Here is a 15,920-nt window from a genome sequence, read left to right as displayed (position 1 = left end):
CATGTCCCTGCGTCCGCCATCTCATCTTGCCGGCGCTTCGGCCGCTGAAGCCGCCTTCGACGCGCTCGGCCATGAAATCCTCGCCGAGAAGGCGGCGGCACTCGGCCGGGCCGGACAGCGGGTCGCGGAAACGCTGGCTCGGCTAAGCGACAATGCGGACGAGGAGATGCGTCCCCGGCTTCTCAAGGAGGCTGCCACGGCCGTGCACGCCTATTTCATCCAGCGCGAACTTTGCGGCCTGCGCAGGCACGAGGCCGTCATCCGCGAGTATGGCATACCCAAGGCGGTGCTTGTCCGGTTGGGAGCGATGTAGGGATCATTCAAGCCATTCGGTGATGAACTTGCCGTTCTCGTGAATGTCGGTGGTTTCCAGGGGACCCGGACCGAGATTGGTGAATTTGTGCGGCGTGTGGGGCGGCACGATCACGATCTGGCCGGCGGAAGCCTCGATTTCCTTGTCGCCGACGGTGAACAGGCCGGTTCCCTGGCGGATGATGAAGATCTCCGCGTAGGGATGGGAGTGTAGCCGTGGACCGCCCCCGACATCGGGCAGGTAGTTGAAGATCAGGCAGGAGTTGGAGCCGTACACGCCGCATTGCAGCTCGCCCTTCCAATGGTCGGAGCGAACTGCCCATTCGTCGCGGTCTATGACGTGCGCCATGCCTGGGAAGATAGATCACGGCGGCGCCCTGTGTCGAGGCAAGCTGGGGGCTCTAATTTGCTGATATTTCCCGGTTGTTAGCCGCCTTTTGCGGCCATTCGCCGTCCCGCCGGGCAATAGGGGATTTTGTCCCCGCGACAATCTGCCCTTGTGCCTTGACCCGTCTGGACAAAAACGGGCTTCACGCATAAACCGAAGTCCAAATGCCGGAGGAATTCGCTAGCCTGTTCGCCATGCGCTGTCGGGTTGGCGTAATTGAGCGGGGAACAAGGCTCGGCCACCGGCGCGGAAGAGGCGAAAGGATCAGGCACCCGTGAGCGCAACCGACATCCACGATCCCAATCGTCGAGATTTTCTTTATGTGGCCACGGGCATGGCCGCCGTGGTCGGCGCCGGCGCCGTCGCCTGGCCGTTCATCGACCAGATGCGCCCTGACGCCTCGACGCTGGCGCTCGCTTCGGTCGAAGTCGATGTCGCTTCGCTGACGCCTGGCATGTCGCTGATCGTCAAGTGGCGCGGCAAGCCGGTCGTGGTGCGCAACCGCACCGAAAAGGAAATGAAGGACGGCGAGGCCGTCAACCTAGCCGATCTCAAGGATCCGATCGCCCGCAACGCCAACCTGCCGTCCGACGCTCCGGCGACCGACGCCAACCGCACCACGCCGGGCAAGGAAGCCTGGATGGTGATGGTTCAGGTCTGCACGCATCTGGGCTGCATCCCGCTTGGCCAGGAAGGCGATTTCGGCGGCTGGTTCTGCCCGTGCCATGGTTCGCAATACGACACCGCCGGCCGCATCCGCAAAGGCCCGGCACCCGAGAACATGGCTGTGCCGGTATTCAAATTCGTTTCCGATACCAAGATCCTTATCGGTTGAGGCAGGGGGATATTTCGATGAGCGAGGGACACTCGACCTACACGCCCAAGACCGGTATCGAACGTTGGTTCGACGCCCGCATGCCGCTGCCGCGGCTGGTCTATGACAGCTTCGTCTCCTATCCGGTGCCGCGCAACCTCAACTACATGTGGACCTTCGGCGGCATCCTGTCGATCATGCTGGTCTCGCAGATCGTGACCGGCATCGTGCTGGCGATGCATTATACGTCAGACAGCACTCTCGCCTTTAATTCGGTCGAGAAGATCATGCGCGACGTCAATTCCGGCTGGCTGTTGCGCTACATGCATGCCAACGGCGCCTCGTTCTTCTTCATCGCCGTCTATCTCCACATCTTCCGTGGCCTCTACTACGGCTCCTACAAGGCGCCGCGCGAGCTGCTCTGGATCCTAGGCTGCATCATCTACCTCTTGATGATGGCGACCGGCTTCATGGGCTACGTGCTGCCTTGGGGGCAGATGAGCTTCTGGGGCGCCACTGTCATCACCGGCTTCTTCAGCGCCATCCCGCTGGTCGGCGATTGGATTCAGCAGCTGCTACTCGGCGGCTTCGCGGTCGACAACCCGACCCTGAACCGCTTCTTCGCGCTGCACTATCTCTTGCCGTTCATGATTGCCGGCGTCGTCGTGCTGCACGTCTGGGCGCTGCATGTCGTCGGTCAGTCGAACCCGACCGGCATCGAGGTCAAGTCGAAGACCGATACCGTCGCCTTCACTCCGTACGCGACCATCAAGGACGCGTTCGGCATGATCGTGTTCCTGTTCATCTTCGCCTATTTCATCTTCTTCCTGCCGAACTATCTCGGCCATGCCGACAACTACATCGTCGCCAACCCGCTGAAGACGCCGGCCCATATCGTGCCGGAATGGTACTTCCTGCCGTTCTACGCGATCCTGCGCGCCATCACCTTCAACATCGGGCCGATCAACTCCAAGCTCGGCGGCGTGCTGTGCATGTTCGGCGCCATCGTCATGTTGTTCCTGGTGCCGTGGCTCGACACCTCCAAGGTGCGCTCGGCGGTCTACCGGCCCTGGTACAAGCTGTTCTTCTGGCTGTTCGTTGCCGACGCGATCCTGCTCGGCTGGCTCGGCTCGCAGCCGGCGGAAGGCAGCTATGTGTTCATGGCGCAGATGGCGACGCTGTTCTATTTCGCCTTCTTCCTGATCGCGCTGCCGGTGCTCGGCCTGATCGAGACGCCGCGAAGGCTGCCGAACTCGATCACCGAGGCGGTGCTCGAAAAGAACAAGGGTGGCAGCGGGCATCCGGCGGGCGCCACGGCAGCACCTGAGACCAAGGGCTGAGCGGTAGAGAATCTAAGGGGATTTGGCATGAAAAAGATTCTCACCTCGCTGGCGCTGATCGGCCTTATTGCTGGTGGCATTGGGGCCGCCGGCACTGCCGCCTTCGCGGCCGAAGAGGCGCACAATGCGGCGGCGCCGACGCATTTCCCGATCAATGAGCCGAAGGAGATGAGCTGGAGCTTCACGGGTCCGATCGGCACCTATGACAAGGGCCAGCTGCAGCGCGGCCTGAAGGTCTACAAGGAGGTCTGCTCGGCCTGCCATTCGATGAACCTGGTGGCGTTCCGCACGCTGGAGGGTCCAACGGGCCTCGGCTATTCGGACGCACAGATCAAGTCGCTGGCGGCCACCTACACCATCCATGACGGCCCCAACGATGCCGGCGACATGTTCGACCGCCCCGGTAAGCCGTCGGACTATTTTCCGGCGCCGTTCGCCAACGAGGCCGCCGCCGCTGCCGCCAATGGCGGCGCCGCTCCGCCTGATATGTCGCTGCTGGCCAAGGCGCGCGGCGTCGAGCGCGGCTTTCCGCAGTTCGTCTTCGACATCTTCACCCAGTATGACGCGGGCGGCCCCGACTATATCCATTCGCTGCTGACCGGCTACGACCAGACGCCGCCTGCCGGCATGGTCATCCCCGAGGGCACGCATTACAACCCGTACTTCATGTCGGGCGTGTCGCTGAAAATGCCCAAGCCGCTCTCCGACGGCCAGGTGACCTATGATGACGGCTCGCCGCAGACGGTCGACCAGTATTCCCGCGACGTCGCTGCCTTCCTGATGTGGGCGGCCGAGCCGCACATGGAAGCCCGCAAGCATACCGGCATCAACGTGCTGTTCTTCCTGCTGGTGTTCGGTGCGCTGGTCTACCTCGTCAAGCGCAAGGTGTGGGAAGGCGTGGCCCACTAAACGCGCCAAGGCGGAACAGGATTACGAAAGGGCGCCTCGAGGCGCCCTTTCGCTTTTCCGGAGGCGGTGCCCAATGGAGCTGAAGCCGGCAACAGCTCATTGCGTCGACACTTGCACCGATATTGGAAAGGCAAAGTACAGGTTGCAGGCAAGAAGCTCGATGCCTCGTTTTCCCGGGCGAGCAAGAGGTCCAGGCGCTTCAACGGCAACAGTTGCGCTGCCTTTTCCCTTCGCCTTTAATGCGACGAGGGCATCATAGACCACGCGACGCTCGCGGACCGATGCCTGCTTCGGATTTTCAGGGTAATAAACGGGGATCGTCAAAATCAGATAGTCCATCCGACAGTGTGGCGCCGAAATCGCGATTGCCTTCCTGCGCAGAGCGATCTCGAACACGCCGGACCGTTCGTCGAATCCAGTGATCCATTGTCGATGCGTCTGCAATTGTCCAAGCGCGTCGCCGACCACGAAATCTGTTGGGCGCAGCACGACCGTCCAACTGGCCTGCTCGGCAGCGGAGACGCCTGCCGGCGCCCAGCTCAGAAGCAAGATTGCCATGATGACACTCAGCATTCGTCGCAGAAGATGGGTCATGTAGCGACCATGGTTCGACGGGAAGGGGCGCTTCAGGCCCCTTTTCACCCATATGCGCGAGCTCGGCAACCCAGTCCTTTGGAATGGCGCGGCGATCAAGCAGATGCGGATCGAGATCGGACGAGTTATGAAGCTGATGGGCTGCAGCTCGATCGGACAAGTGCCGAGCGCTAATATCCGGTGCAGGCAGCCGGACGAAAGGGGCGGATCATGGCGAACGGATTGGGTACGGACGAGGACTTGATAAGAGCCGTCATCGCCCGCCAGTTCGCAAGCCTGAGCTGGAGCGAGGAGCACGCTCCCGGCTGGGATGAGTTCACCGGCGATTTCCTGGCGGGCGCCAGCCTCTTTCCCGCCGCCCGCCCGGCAAAGCCGATGGCAGTCGCCGATTTCGTCGATCGGATGCGCAAGCTTTCGGATACGTCGCTCAAGGCGCTCGATGAGACCGTGCTCGGCGTCCACATCACGGTCTTCGGCAACATCGCGATCGCGGCCGTCGGGGCCGAGATGACCGAGAATGGGACCGAGACCAGCCATTCGGTCGAAATGTTGCTTCTCGTAAAAAGCGACGGGCAATGGCGGATCGCCGCCCAGGCATGGGACAAGGCAAGTGCGATCAATCCTTTGCCGGACAGGCTTGTCTCGGCCGCCACATCGCGCTAGCCGTTGCCGGTCGCGTCGGGTTACGATTGATCTCCCGCGCCGTTTCACACCTGCTGGATCATCCGGAGAGCCGCCTCATGAAACCTTCGCTCGAAGACACGCTGCTCGCCGCGATCCGTACCATTCCGGACTATCCCAAGCCCGGCATCCTGTTTCGCGACATCACCACGCTGCTCGGCAATGCGCGCGCCTTCCGCCGCGCCATCGACGAGCTGGTGCATCCCTATGCCGGCCAGAAGGTCGACAAGATCGCCGGCATCGAGGCGCGCGGCTTCATCCTCGGAGGCGCCGTCGCCCACCAGCTCTCGGCCGGCTTCGTGCCGATCCGCAAGAAGGGCAAGCTGCCCTACGAGACGGTGCGCGTCGCCTACAGCCTGGAATACGGGCTGGACGAGATGGAAATGCACAAGGACGGCGTTGCGCCTGGCGAGAAGGTGATTCTGGTCGACGACCTGATCGCCACCGGCGGCACGGCGGAAGCGGCGGTCAGGCTCCTGCGCCAGATCGGCGCCGATATCCTGGCGGCGTGCTTCGTCATCGACCTGCCTGATCTCGGTGGGCGCAAGAAACTCGAGGCGCTTGGTGTTCCGGTGCGGACGCTGATCGGGTTCGAGGGGCATTGAAGGCGGGTTGCCGAAGGCAAATTGAAAGGTCCAGTGACCTTTCGAAGGGCTCGAACGCCCGGAGCGACAGCGAAGGGCCGGGAGGCAACGCGAGAACACCACCGCCGGTGCCGCCCCCTCATCCGCCCTTCAGGCACCTTCTCCCCGTAAACGGGGCGAAGGAACAACCTACTCAACCTTCACCAGCACGGCGCTTTCGAATTCAAGCACCTTGTCGCCGGTCGAATCGGAAGCGGCGCAGAGCAGCGCCAGCAGCCGCCAGCCGGGGCGTGACGAGATCGGTCGGTGGGAAACCGCCATGCGTGTGAAGGTCACCGTCTCGCCGGCATAGACCGGCTTCAGCCATTTCAGGTTCTTGAAACCGGGCGAGGGGCCGAACTCGGGCATCGGGCCGGGGCCGTTCCAGTTGGCGTCCTCGGCATCCAGGCGGTTTTCGAGGTTGAGTTTCATCCAGGTGGCGGCGGTGTGCCAGCCGGAGGCGCAGAGCCCGCCCAGCACGCTCTTCTGCGCCGCCGCCTCATCGATATGGAAGATCTGCGGGTCGTATTTGCGGGCGAATGCCTTGATCGCCTCGGGTTCGAATGTGTGCGAGCCCAGCGTTACGGTCGTGCCGATACGGAAGAATTCATCCAGGGTCATGCGGCATTCCCCGCCGCATCGCGCGTCAGGAACATGACGGAGTTCTCGAGCTCGAAGACGCTTTCGCCACGCTGGTTGACCAGTTCGCTGCGCATGGTGACGAAGCCGAGTTGCGGCTTCGAGCGGGACAGGCGCTTGGCCAGGACGACCAGGCTGCCCTTCAGCGTATCGCCGGCCAGAACCGGTTTCTTCCACTTGACCTGATCGACGCCGGGCGCGCCCTGGCAGGTGGAGTCCAGCAGGAAGGCATCGCACAGCATGCGCATGAACATGGCGCAGGTGTGCCAGCCCGAAGCCGACAAGCCGCCCAGGATGCTGGCCTTGCCGGCCTCCTCGTCGAGATGCATCGGCTGGGCATCGAATTCGCTGGCGAATTCGATGATCTCGGCCGCGCTCACCTGTTTCGTGCCGAGGTCGAACGAGGCACCCTCGACGAAATCCTCATAGGCCCATGTCTTTGCGGTCATGGTCTGGCATCCCTGCGGAACGCGCGATCCGCATGGATCGGCGAACCCCGATGCAGGCAGCGCGCGATTTGGTCAAGTCCTTTCTGGTGAGCCAGCGCGAGCAGCCGGCATCGGCGGCGGCGGTCAGAGCCAGCCGCGGCGGCGGAAGTACCAGAAGGGCAGGATCGCCGACAGGATCATCAGCCCGATGGCGAAGGGATAGCCCAGCTGCCATTTCAGTTCGGGGATGATGTCGAAATTCATGCCGTAGATGGAGGCGACCAGCGTCGGTGGCAGGAAGATGACGGCTGCGACCGAGAAGATCTTGATGATGGCGTTCTGCTCGATCGAAATCATGCCGAGCGTGGCGTCGAGCAGGAAGGAGATCTTCTGCGACAGGAAAGTGGCGTGGTCGGCCAGCGACAGCACGTCGCGCGACAAGGTCTTGATGCGGGCGCGGACATCCTTGCTCATCTTGGTCTGGGTGGCGACATGGGCGAGGAAACCGGCCAGACGCTGCAGCGAAATCAGGCTGTCGCGCACGGAAGAGGTGATGTCTTCCTTGCGGCCGATGGCTTTAAGCAATTCCTGGAAGTCGCGGTTGCGCTTCGACACCTTGGTCGAACGGGCCTCGAAGATGTCGCGCGAAATCGCCTCGATGTCGCGGCCGGCGCGCTCGAGGATGTCGGCGAGACGGTCGACGATCGCTTCCAGAAGGCCGATCAGGATGGTGTCGCCGCTGGTGCAGCCGGTCGCCACCTTCTCGGCGCGCAGCGGGAAGGTCTTGAAGGCCTTGGGTTCATGATAGCGAATGGTGATCAGCCTGTTGCCGGCGAGCGCGAAGGTGACCGGCGACATCAGGGGATCGTCGACCTCGGTCTGCGCGGGCAAAGTGGCGGTCATGAAGTAGGCGCCGTCCTCGATATAGAGACGGCTGGAAATCTCGATCTCCTCCATCTCCTCGCGGGTCGGAATGGCGACGCCGAGCCAGCTTTCGATGGTGGCCTCTTCTTCCTTGGTCGGATTGACTAGGTCGGCCCAGACGACCCTGTCGCCATCGGCCACAAGGTCGTCGGTGAGACGCAGGCGATCATTGTCGACGACGAAAGCCTTGATCATCGCCGGGTCTCCCTTGCTGGGGTCAAAGGTGTGTTCAGGACGGGCGCAGTATTTCGGATTGCACGGAGCGGGCACTTTCGATGAGAGCTCCGACCGCGTGCTGCAGCCGATTAGACCCCTGGTGTGACAAGGTCAAGGCAGGCGGAAAAGGCTGCCTGCGCCGAGCGCGTTAACGCTTCAACACACTTTTCCGGACAGTTTGCGATAGAGGTGAAAGGGTATTTTGCAGATTTGACGTTATTTGCTCCCATGTGTTCTAAAGCATATAGACACCTGTCTACTTTCCGTATTGGATAATGTTTTCGGGTGGGGATGTTCAAATTGGCAAAACATGTCTTTGGTGGACCTGATACGTCGAGAAAACTTAGATGCCTTCAAGAGTATTTGCAGGCGTTCTCGATTGCGCTTCAAAATCAGCAGTTCGCTTGCATCTACATTGATGCATTTGCAGGTTCTGGTACTCGCACGGAAGTACGTCCCAGCTTGCCGCTGTTCGGACCAGATTTTGCAGAGCCGGAGGAAATAACGACACCAGGATCGGCGCGGATCGCGATCGAGATCGATCCGCCAATGCATTCAATTGTCCTCATTGAGCAAGACACGTCCCGGTTTTCGGAACTTCAAACACTAGTTGATGAGTATCCAGATCGCAAAATCATCGTGCGAAATGGTGACGCTAATAAACTCGTGCAGCGTTTGTGCACGAATACCCCTTGGCGAGGTTCTGAAATTGTCGGCCGTGGAATACGTGGTGTTATCTTTCTAGATCCATACGGCATGGAGGTGTCTTGGCAGACGGTGGAAGCAATAGCCAAGACCGAGGCACTGGATTGCTGGTATTTCTTCCCGCTTTCCGGCCTGTATAGGAACGCTCCGCACGATCCGGCAAAACTCGATCTTGGCAAGCAAGCAAGCCTGGATCGGGTTCTAGGTGCCAGTGATTGGCGCTCTCGTTGGTACAATCATGAAATTGCGCCCGAAGACATTTTCGAAACGCAAGGGCAAGCTGTGCGCCGAGCTGATGTAAACGCGATTGAGGCTTATGTGAAAGGGCGCCTCGAAACCGCTTTCAAAGGTGCAGTCCTTGACCCGGTGCGGCTTCATCACAAAAACGGTGCGCCGCTTGCGTCGCTTTTCTTTGCGGTCTCGAACACTAGTCCAGCAGCTGTGAAGCTGGCGACCAAGATGGCATCTCACATTCTCAACTCTGGTAGATCATCCCACAAGCGCTCGCGATAGGTTCGCCCCGCCGCTTTCTTATTCTTACCGCCCCATTGTTTGAAAAAGAAGGCTGCGTCAGCATCAGTACATTGATCGAAAATCTCATCGATCCAGATTGGGTCCATTGGGCGGGCGTTGGGGCCGCTCTCTCCACCAACAATCGCCCAATGAATACCTGTTAGGCTTCCACCCGCTACGGAGCCTATCAATGGCTCATAGGACACAAATCGGACGGCCGCCGGAACAGATCGAAGTTCATCTAACCTGTAAAGCACACGACTGTCCTCTACACTTGTTCCGAGCCAGACGTTTGACAGCACTCTGAAACTGTCTGTCGACAGGATTTCAGCCATCCTATCTGGCCGCTTCGTAAGGACCTGATAGGTGTGGCGCGGAGTTGTCTCCATGACGCGCCAGACCTCACGAATGAAGTCTGCAGGCACATCTGGATGGAAAAGATCCGACATCGAATTGACGAAAACGCGTCGTGGTTTCTTCCATGAGGCCGGAATGTCGAGAGATGGATGGTCAAGCTTGATCTTGCCCGTCCATTTCGCCCTTCCACCGCTTTTCCGAGTTAGCCCTGCATATTTTTCCGCCCCCATCGCTTCGAGGCGGGAGGCCATGCGCATGGCATAGCAATTTGTGCACCCTGCCGTGAGGATTGTGCATCCTGCGACCGGATTCCACGTTGCGTCAGTCCATTCGATTGATGTCTCGGCCATTTTCGCGCTTCTCTTCGACGGTTTAGAGACCGCATTAAGATCGAAAATACCCTAACAAGTTTACTTTAGGAATTTTTTCATATCAAGACCTAGTTGGCGTCCCCTATGCGGTCGCCAAGCCGTCAAGTGTTGAACTTGAACAGCATGATGTCGCCGTCCTGGACGACATATTCCTTGCCTTCGTCGCGCGCCTTGCCGGCTTCCTTGGCCGCCACTTCGCCGCCCAGCGTGACGAAGTCGTTGTAGGCGATGGTCTGGGCGCGGATGAAGCCGCGCTCGAAATCGGTGTGGATGACGCCGGCGGCCTGCGGGGCCTTGTCGCCCTTGTGGATGGTCCAGGCGCGCGTCTCCTTCGGCCCGACGGTGAAATAGGTGATGAGATGCAAAAGCTCATAGCCGGCGCGGATCACCTTGTTGAGGCCCGGCTCGTCGAGGCCGAGCGAGGACAGGAATTCCATCTCTTCCTCGTCGGAAAGCTGGGCGACTTCGGCCTCGATCGCGGCCGAGATCACCACCGTGCCGGCGCCCTGCGCGGTGGCCATCTTCTCCACTGCCCGGGTGTGCTCGTTGCCGGTGGCGGCATCGGCTTCGGCGACGTTGCAGACATAGAGCACGGGGTGCGACGTCAGGAGATTCAAGCCCTGCAGGATGCGCAAGTCTTCGGCCGAGATGCCTTTGAGCAGCACGCGGGTCGGTTTGCCCGCCTGCAGCAGTTCGAGCGCGGCCTCCATCATCGGCAGCACCGTCACCGCTTCCTTGTCCTTGCTGCCGGCGCGCTTGCGGATCTGGACGATGCGGCGCTCCAGGCTGTCGAGGTCGGCGAGCATCAGCTCGGTCTCGACCGTCTCGGCGTCGGCGACGGGGTCGATGCGGCCCTCGACATGGGTGATGTCGTCATCCTCGAAGCAGCGCAGCACGTGCACGATGGCGTCGACCTCGCGGATGTTGGCGAGGAACTGGTTGCCCAGCCCTTCGCCCTTGGAGGCGCCACGCACCAGGCCGGCAATGTCGACGAAGGAGATGCGGGTCGGAATGATCTCCTTCGACTTGCCGATGGCCGCGATCTTCTGCAGGCGCGGATCTGGCACCGCCACCTCGCCGGTGTTCGGTTCGATGGTGCAGAACGGATAGTTGGCGGCCTGCGCCGCCGCCGTCCTGGTCAACGCGTTGAAAAGCGTCGACTTGCCGACGTTGGGCAAGCCAACGATGCCGCATTTGAAACCCATTTTCGTCCAGTCCTATCGGGAAAAGCAAAATTTGATCAGGGCTATGGGCGATAGGGGTGATCAACGTCAAGCCCCGTACCGCCTTATGGCTCCCGCTCAGTCCTTGCCGAAGAGTTTCTTCAGCATGGCGGCCATCGGGCCGGATTCCGGCAATTTGACCGCCGGCTGCGGCGGACGCGCCTGGCGGACGTGACTTTGCTGCTTGGGTTCCTGCCTCCGCGCCGGCTTTTCCGGCTCGGGCGCCGCCTTGCCCTGCACGGCGAGTGCGGCCTTGTTCATGAAGCCGGATTCGTCGCCCTTGACGATCATGGCGGCGTTGTCGGCGATGGCCTCGAGCAAAGGCTCCAGCCATTCGCGGTCGGCCTTGGCGAAATCGCCGAGCACGTGATGCTGGACCATTTCCTTGACGCCGGGGTGGCCGACGCCGATGCGCACGCGGCGATAGGCGTTGCCGACATGGCCGTCGATCGAGCGGATGCCGTTATGGCCGCCGGCGCCGCCGCCGGTCTTGATGCGCAATTTGCCCTCGGCGAGGTCGATCTCGTCATAGAAGACGGTGAGCGCCTCAGGGCCGAGCTTGTAGAAGCGCAGCGCTTCGCCGACCGACTGGCCGGACAGGTTCATGAAGGTCTGCGGCTTGATCAGGATGATTTTTTCGCCGCCGAGCGTGCCCTCGGCGATCAGGCCCTGGAATTTCTTCGACCAGGGCGAAAAGGAATGGCGGCGGGCGATAGCGTCCGCCGCCATGAAGCCGACATTGTGCCGGTTATCAGCGTATTTCGCGCCCGGATTGCCGAGGCCTGCAAAGACAAGCATCGTTGGCTCCGGGCGGGAAAGAGTTACTTCTCTTCGGCGGCAGGAGCCGCTTCAGGTGCAGCCGCTTCAGCAGTCTCTTCCGTCTCCGGCTTCATTGCCGACGAGCCGGCAATGGTCGCGATGGTGAAGTCGCGATCGGAGATGACCGGCTTGACGCCGGCCGGCAGCTTGACCGCCGAGATGTGGATCGAGTCGCCGATGTTGGTGCCGGTGAGATCGACGGTGATGAATTCCGGGATCGCATTGGCCGGGCAGTGGAACTCGACTTCGTGACGCACGATGTTGAGCACGCCGCCGCGCTTGATGCCGGGCGACTTTTCTTCATTGATGAAGTGGACAGGCACGTCGACATTGACCTCGGTGTCCTTGCCGATGCGCAGGAAGTCGACATGCATCGGGAAGTCCTTGACCGGGTCGAGCTGAAAATCCTTCGGCAGAACCTGGATTTTCTGGCCGTCGACATCGATCGTGGCGATCGTGGTCAGGAACCCGCCGCCATGGATCTTGTAGAAGACGTCCTTGTAGCCGAGCGCAATCGCCAGGGGAGGCTGCTTGTCGCCGTAAATTACTGCAGGCACTTTACCGTTGCGGCGAACTGCACGGGCGGACCCCTTACCGACCTGTTCGCGCGCTTCGGCCTTGAGCTCGTAAGTATCGTGGCTCATGGCTTTTCCTTTCGCGTGTTATGGAGCGTTTGCGGAGGGGTAATTTGCCCCGGCCGTAAACGTCGAAAGCCGCCAGGCCCGGATGTCCGAATGAGGGCACCCGCCTTGAGACGGAGCTTTGTTCGGGATCACAAGGGAAGGCAGCCTTCCGCCGCGTTGCCTCCAAGGGTGTCTACGCGGGTGGCGGCTCTATAGCGGAAGGTATCGACAGGCGCAAGCCGAAGCGCGGAAGCGGCTTAAGCTCGGCTTGGCATCGCTTTGCTCTAGCCTTTCAACTCGCGGGCCGTCTTGACGTCGTTAAGCCCTTTCAGCGCGTCGTGGCTGCCTGTGCCTGCAGCTGCCCGGAATATCTGCTCGGCATCGTCGAAACGTCTCAGCTTCAGATAGGCATAGCCGCGCAGTACCATCAGGCCGGTGCGTTCGGGCGCGATGTGCGACCTCTCGTCGAGAGCCATGATCGTCTCGACATACCGACCCTGGTCGAATGCGTTGGCGGCTTGGGATTCCAGCAGTGCTGTCCTGATTTCGATGCTTCGGTCGGCATCCATGGGGGCTTTCGCAGCGGAAACAGCCGCCATATCGGGCAGACCTGCCGCCAGATAGGCGAGGCTCTGTCCGTAGGCGGCATCGGCGTGCGTCTTTCCCCTCCCATGCAGCGCCACATCAAAGGCCGCGGCCGCTTCGACGGGCCTGTTTGCCTGCATCAGGCACCAGCCGCGTGACAAGGCCGCCTCGGTAGAGAGTGTGACCGGATCGACGCTGCTGGAACAACCACTGCTCTGCTGCCTTGCCCGCCCAGCGCTCCGGCGAGCTTTGCCGGCGCCGGCATCGGTCTGGTCGTCCGTCTGAGCAGCAGGCGCCCGCTGGCGTGGCCCGGATCGGCCTCTGCCAACAACGGTGGTTTGGATGCTGCGTTCGCCGACCGTCGGTATTCGTTCGGACCGTCCGGCCCATTGCGCCTGGATTTCCCGTACCCCAGCCTTGTCGCCGATCTTCCATCGGGTCAGGGCAAGCCCGTAGGCGGACGGCTCGTCATCGGGCTTCCAGTCCAGCGCGAGCTTGAACCATTGCGCTGCCGTCTGCGGCTGGTTCAGCGCGTCGGCATACCAGCCAAGCTGCTGTGCGGAACCCGCATCCTTGGCGGCATAAACCTCCTGCACCATTCTCTGCAGCACCGGCGCGGCGAGCGGTGGCGGCGGCGTGATGGCCAGGAGGTTCGCGACCGCTGCAAGATAGACCTTGCGGACGTCGTCGTCGGCATCCCGCCACTGGTAGAGAATATCCTCGGCCTCCGCTGGACGGCTCTGGTTGATCAGCGCCAGGGCCAGGCCTTGCGACGCCTTGGCCGAGTTTTCCTTCTGGCGGGCCTTGCGAAACCAACTTTCGGCGGATTGGGGATTGTCGCGGCGGACATAGTACCAGCCGAGAAGCAGGTCGTCCGACGCCAAGCCGCCATCATTGGCAAGCGCCTGGACCGCGGCGAGATCGGCATCGGCAATCACCAGCTTTGGATCGGTATCGGCATTGGCAAGGCTCTGCCTGGCGATGTCGCCGCGAATGGCGGCGAATTCGCCCTTGCCGTCAGCCGTCTTCTGTTCGGTCGCCAGAAGCTGGTCGAGATTCTGGCGCGACAGCAAAGGTAGCGCCTTCTGGATGGTTGCGACGCGTTCCTCGGGCTTGGCACAATTCCTGAGGATATAGAGATAGGCGTCGCGGGCACGATCTTCACGCTTGGTACGCGCGAAGGCCTCGGCGACGCGCCACAGCACGTCGACATCGCCACAGGTCAGGAGGCTGGAATTGGCCGATCCGATGCGGATGACGGTATCGTATTGCTTGACGTCGGACGCGTTCACCAGTTGCTCTCTGGCCTCCGCAACAGCCAGCCGGTCCAGCAAATCCGAAGGCGGCTGCCAGTCCGGCTGTGTGGCTTGCCTATCGGCAATGGCTTTTCGCACTTCTGCGAGCTTGCCTTCCGAATAGAGTTTCCACATCTGATCGAGTTGAGGATCGCCCTGCGGGCGGGCGGCCAGCGGATCTTCCGGTGGTGTCCAATCCGGGTAGAGCGCCTTCAATCGGGCGATTTCCGCTTCCAGTCGCTTGGTGTCGCCCTTGGAGGCAAAGTAGCGCAACGCCGTTTCATCCACCTTTGGCGACGGCGCAGTCGAAGTTGGGGCAGGCGGATTTGTCTGCGCCGCCACCTGCGTCGCCGCGACAGGCTGCGCGTTGCCCTGGAGGGCGTTGCCCTGGAGGGCGTTGCCCTGGAGGGCGTTGCCCTGCTGAGCGATGGCGGTGATGTTGGCCAGGATGGATGGCAGATTGATGTAGTGGCCATTGGCAAGCGCCATCACGCCCACCCCTGCAATTCCCGCGACTATGATCAGCGGCGGTTTCACAAGCACTCCGGATGATGGCGCCGCGCATAGGAGAGCGCCAGAAGATGCAAGGTCGAAGGGTAGTAGTCGGTCGGCTGGAACGACTGCATGTCCTTGCCTATCGGAGCTCCGCTCAACACGCAGGAAACGAGTGCGGGGATTATGCGATAGCCCGCATCGGCAAGAAGGTGACGCGTCTTGCCGGTTGCTATGTCGACGACACGGACTTGCCCTGCGGCATCCGGCATCCGCGTAGCGAATGGTTCCAGCAAGGTCCGATCGCTGTCACCGGCACGGATCAGATAAAGCGGAATGCGGATGGCGTTGTAGCTGAATTCCTTGGGAAATCCGTCGGCTGGCGCCGGCACGGTTTTCAACGAAATCCAATCGGGCGGCAAGCTTGCCTGCCCGGTTTTCATGGAGGCGACAAGCAGCGTCCTGCCGCTGTTCGCCAATTGTGTCCATGGCCCGTCCGGCATCAGTTGCGCCAGAACCGGAAGGGCCTCAAAGACCCAGTAGGACAGGTTGACGACAGGCCCGTCCTTGCGGTCGGCGGCGGCAAATCCGGACTTGCCGGGTTTGAGAAGGACAAGATCGCCCACGGTCTCCAGCCCCCCATCGGCAAGCGCCGCCGCGATGCTCTTGGCCGAAGCGGTAAGGTCGGGTCGGTGCCAGGCCGTGCCGGCAAGTGCCAGCCCATAGGTTATCAACAGATCGCCATCGGAAGCGTTGTTGGTGTCACTAATGTGGGGAACGGTAGCCGGGTCCCATTTCCATGCCGCCAGACCGTCGTTGCGCACCATCATTTCCGTCCGCGTGAACGCCCAGATACGATCAAAATCGCCTTGGTTCCCAGCAAGATAGGACAACAACAGTCCGTACCCTTGACCTTCACTGTGGCTGATCCCTCCATTCGCAGCGTCGATGATTCTGCCGGCTGGATCGAGGAACTTGTCCTTGTAAAGCGCCCATTCCGCCGTGGTGACGGCCTCGGCCGAGCTGGCCTGTTGCGATAGCCAAGGGACAGCAAGCATTCCTGCGGCCA

The 15,920-nt window shown here is 61.3% G+C and carries 18 protein-coding genes; 7 read left to right on the top strand and 11 right to left on the bottom strand.

The annotated features are described in order from the left end of the window. The first annotated feature begins 1 nt into the window (after nt 1). Nucleotides 2–313 (top strand): DUF6665 family protein, encoded by a 312-nt coding sequence (locus A3AU_RS0125470; protein WP_027055396.1) that lies wholly within the window; start codon nt 2–4, stop codon nt 311–313. A gap of 3 nt (nt 314–316) precedes the next feature. Here A3AU_RS0125470 and A3AU_RS0125465 read toward each other — a convergent pair whose 3' ends face one another. Continuing rightward, nucleotides 317–661, bottom strand: a complete 345-nt coding sequence (locus tag A3AU_RS0125465; protein ID WP_027055395.1) for a cupin domain-containing protein — start codon at nt 659–661, stop codon at nt 317–319. A gap of 313 nt (nt 662–974) precedes the next feature. Between A3AU_RS0125465 and petA the strand changes: the two genes are divergently transcribed. From petA to A3AU_RS0125450, 3 genes are read left to right on the top strand one after another with little or no spacing between them, the layout of a single operon-like run. Beyond that, nucleotides 975–1,535 (top strand): ubiquinol-cytochrome c reductase iron-sulfur subunit, encoded by a 561-nt coding sequence (gene petA, locus A3AU_RS0125460; RefSeq protein WP_027055394.1) that lies wholly within the window; start codon nt 975–977, stop codon nt 1,533–1,535. A gap of 17 nt (nt 1,536–1,552) precedes the next feature. Beyond that, nucleotides 1,553–2,854, top strand: coding sequence for a cytochrome b (locus tag A3AU_RS0125455; protein ID WP_027055393.1), 1,302 nt, complete (start codon nt 1,553–1,555; stop codon nt 2,852–2,854). A gap of 27 nt (nt 2,855–2,881) precedes the next feature. Beyond that, entirely contained in the window at nt 2,882–3,763 is an 882-nt protein-coding gene (locus tag A3AU_RS0125450; RefSeq protein WP_027055392.1) for a cytochrome c1, read from the top strand. 96 nt (nt 3,764–3,859) lie between these two features. On the opposite strand, the gene A3AU_RS0125445 is transcribed toward A3AU_RS0125450, so the two are convergent. Next, on the bottom strand, nt 3,860–4,357 hold the full coding sequence (locus tag A3AU_RS0125445; RefSeq protein ID WP_154674660.1) for a hypothetical protein: 498 nt from the start codon (nt 4,355–4,357) through the stop codon (nt 3,860–3,862). 210 nt (nt 4,358–4,567) lie between these two features. Here A3AU_RS0125445 and A3AU_RS0125440 point away from each other — a divergent pair, with 210 nt between their 5' ends. Together A3AU_RS0125440 and A3AU_RS0125435 are read left to right on the top strand one after the other, a co-directional pair. Further along, on the top strand, nt 4,568–5,020 hold the full coding sequence (locus A3AU_RS0125440; RefSeq protein WP_027055390.1) for a nuclear transport factor 2 family protein: 453 nt from the start codon (nt 4,568–4,570) through the stop codon (nt 5,018–5,020). A gap of 77 nt (nt 5,021–5,097) precedes the next feature. Then, nucleotides 5,098–5,643, top strand: a complete 546-nt coding sequence (locus A3AU_RS0125435) for an adenine phosphoribosyltransferase (protein WP_027055389.1) — start codon at nt 5,098–5,100, stop codon at nt 5,641–5,643. Nucleotides 5,644–5,811: 168 nt separating this feature from the next. Here A3AU_RS0125435 and A3AU_RS0125430 read toward each other — a convergent pair whose 3' ends face one another. The 3 genes from A3AU_RS0125430 to corA form a co-directional block, all read right to left on the bottom strand. Then, the gene (locus A3AU_RS0125430) at nt 5,812–6,282 is read right to left on the bottom strand and encodes a MaoC family dehydratase (RefSeq protein ID WP_027055388.1); all 471 of its coding nucleotides are present in this window, start codon (nt 6,280–6,282) and stop codon (nt 5,812–5,814) included. Next, a complete protein-coding gene (locus A3AU_RS0125425) occupies nt 6,279–6,749 on the bottom strand; it encodes a MaoC family dehydratase (protein WP_027055387.1) in 471 nt (156 codons plus the stop codon). Before A3AU_RS0125425 ends, A3AU_RS0125430 begins: the two co-directional genes overlap by 4 nt. A 123-nt stretch (nt 6,750–6,872) precedes the next feature. Continuing rightward, entirely contained in the window at nt 6,873–7,847 is a 975-nt protein-coding gene (gene corA, locus A3AU_RS0125420; RefSeq protein ID WP_027055386.1) for a magnesium/cobalt transporter CorA, read from the bottom strand. A 312-nt stretch (nt 7,848–8,159) separates the two neighbouring features. Between corA and A3AU_RS1000000138295 the strand changes: the two genes are divergently transcribed. Further along, on the top strand, nt 8,160–9,086 hold the full coding sequence (locus tag A3AU_RS1000000138295; RefSeq protein WP_081709668.1) for a three-Cys-motif partner protein TcmP: 927 nt from the start codon (nt 8,160–8,162) through the stop codon (nt 9,084–9,086). Here A3AU_RS1000000138295 and A3AU_RS0125410 read toward each other — a convergent pair. The 6 genes from A3AU_RS0125410 to A3AU_RS0125385 all read right to left on the bottom strand — a co-directional run bounded on the left by A3AU_RS0125410 (nt 9,041) and on the right by A3AU_RS0125385 (nt 15,909). Continuing rightward, a complete protein-coding gene (locus tag A3AU_RS0125410; protein ID WP_027055385.1) occupies nt 9,041–9,793 on the bottom strand; it encodes a DUF5131 family protein in 753 nt (250 codons plus the stop codon). The genes A3AU_RS1000000138295 and A3AU_RS0125410 overlap by 46 nt on opposite strands. 122 nt (nt 9,794–9,915) lie before the next feature. Then, on the bottom strand, nt 9,916–11,019 hold the full coding sequence (ychF, locus tag A3AU_RS0125405) for a redox-regulated ATPase YchF (protein WP_027055384.1): 1,104 nt from the start codon (nt 11,017–11,019) through the stop codon (nt 9,916–9,918). Nucleotides 11,020–11,115: 96 nt separating this feature from the next. Next, a complete protein-coding gene (pth, locus tag A3AU_RS0125400; protein WP_027055383.1) occupies nt 11,116–11,835 on the bottom strand; it encodes an aminoacyl-tRNA hydrolase in 720 nt (239 codons plus the stop codon). A 23-nt stretch (nt 11,836–11,858) separates the two neighbouring features. Continuing rightward, entirely contained in the window at nt 11,859–12,500 is a 642-nt protein-coding gene (locus tag A3AU_RS0125395) for a 50S ribosomal protein L25/general stress protein Ctc (protein WP_027055382.1), read from the bottom strand. Between the two features lie 263 nt (nt 12,501–12,763). Beyond that, the gene (locus A3AU_RS0125390) at nt 12,764–14,896 is read right to left on the bottom strand and encodes a tetratricopeptide repeat protein (protein WP_027055381.1); all 2,133 of its coding nucleotides are present in this window, start codon (nt 14,894–14,896) and stop codon (nt 12,764–12,766) included. Beyond that, complete coding sequence (locus A3AU_RS0125385; RefSeq protein WP_418001078.1) at nt 14,893–15,909, bottom strand: family 8 glycosyl hydrolase; 1,017 nt, start codon at nt 15,907–15,909, stop codon at nt 14,893–14,895. The genes A3AU_RS0125390 and A3AU_RS0125385 overlap by 4 nt, the downstream gene beginning before the upstream one ends. Nucleotides 15,910–15,920 lie beyond the last annotated feature (11 nt).

The organism is Mesorhizobium erdmanii USDA 3471 (assembly GCF_000472705.1).
Lineage (GTDB): Bacteria > Pseudomonadota > Alphaproteobacteria > Rhizobiales > Rhizobiaceae > Mesorhizobium > Mesorhizobium erdmanii.
The sequence above is the reverse complement of the archived record's forward strand: the minus strand, read 5'-3'. Positions and strand labels throughout refer to the sequence as shown.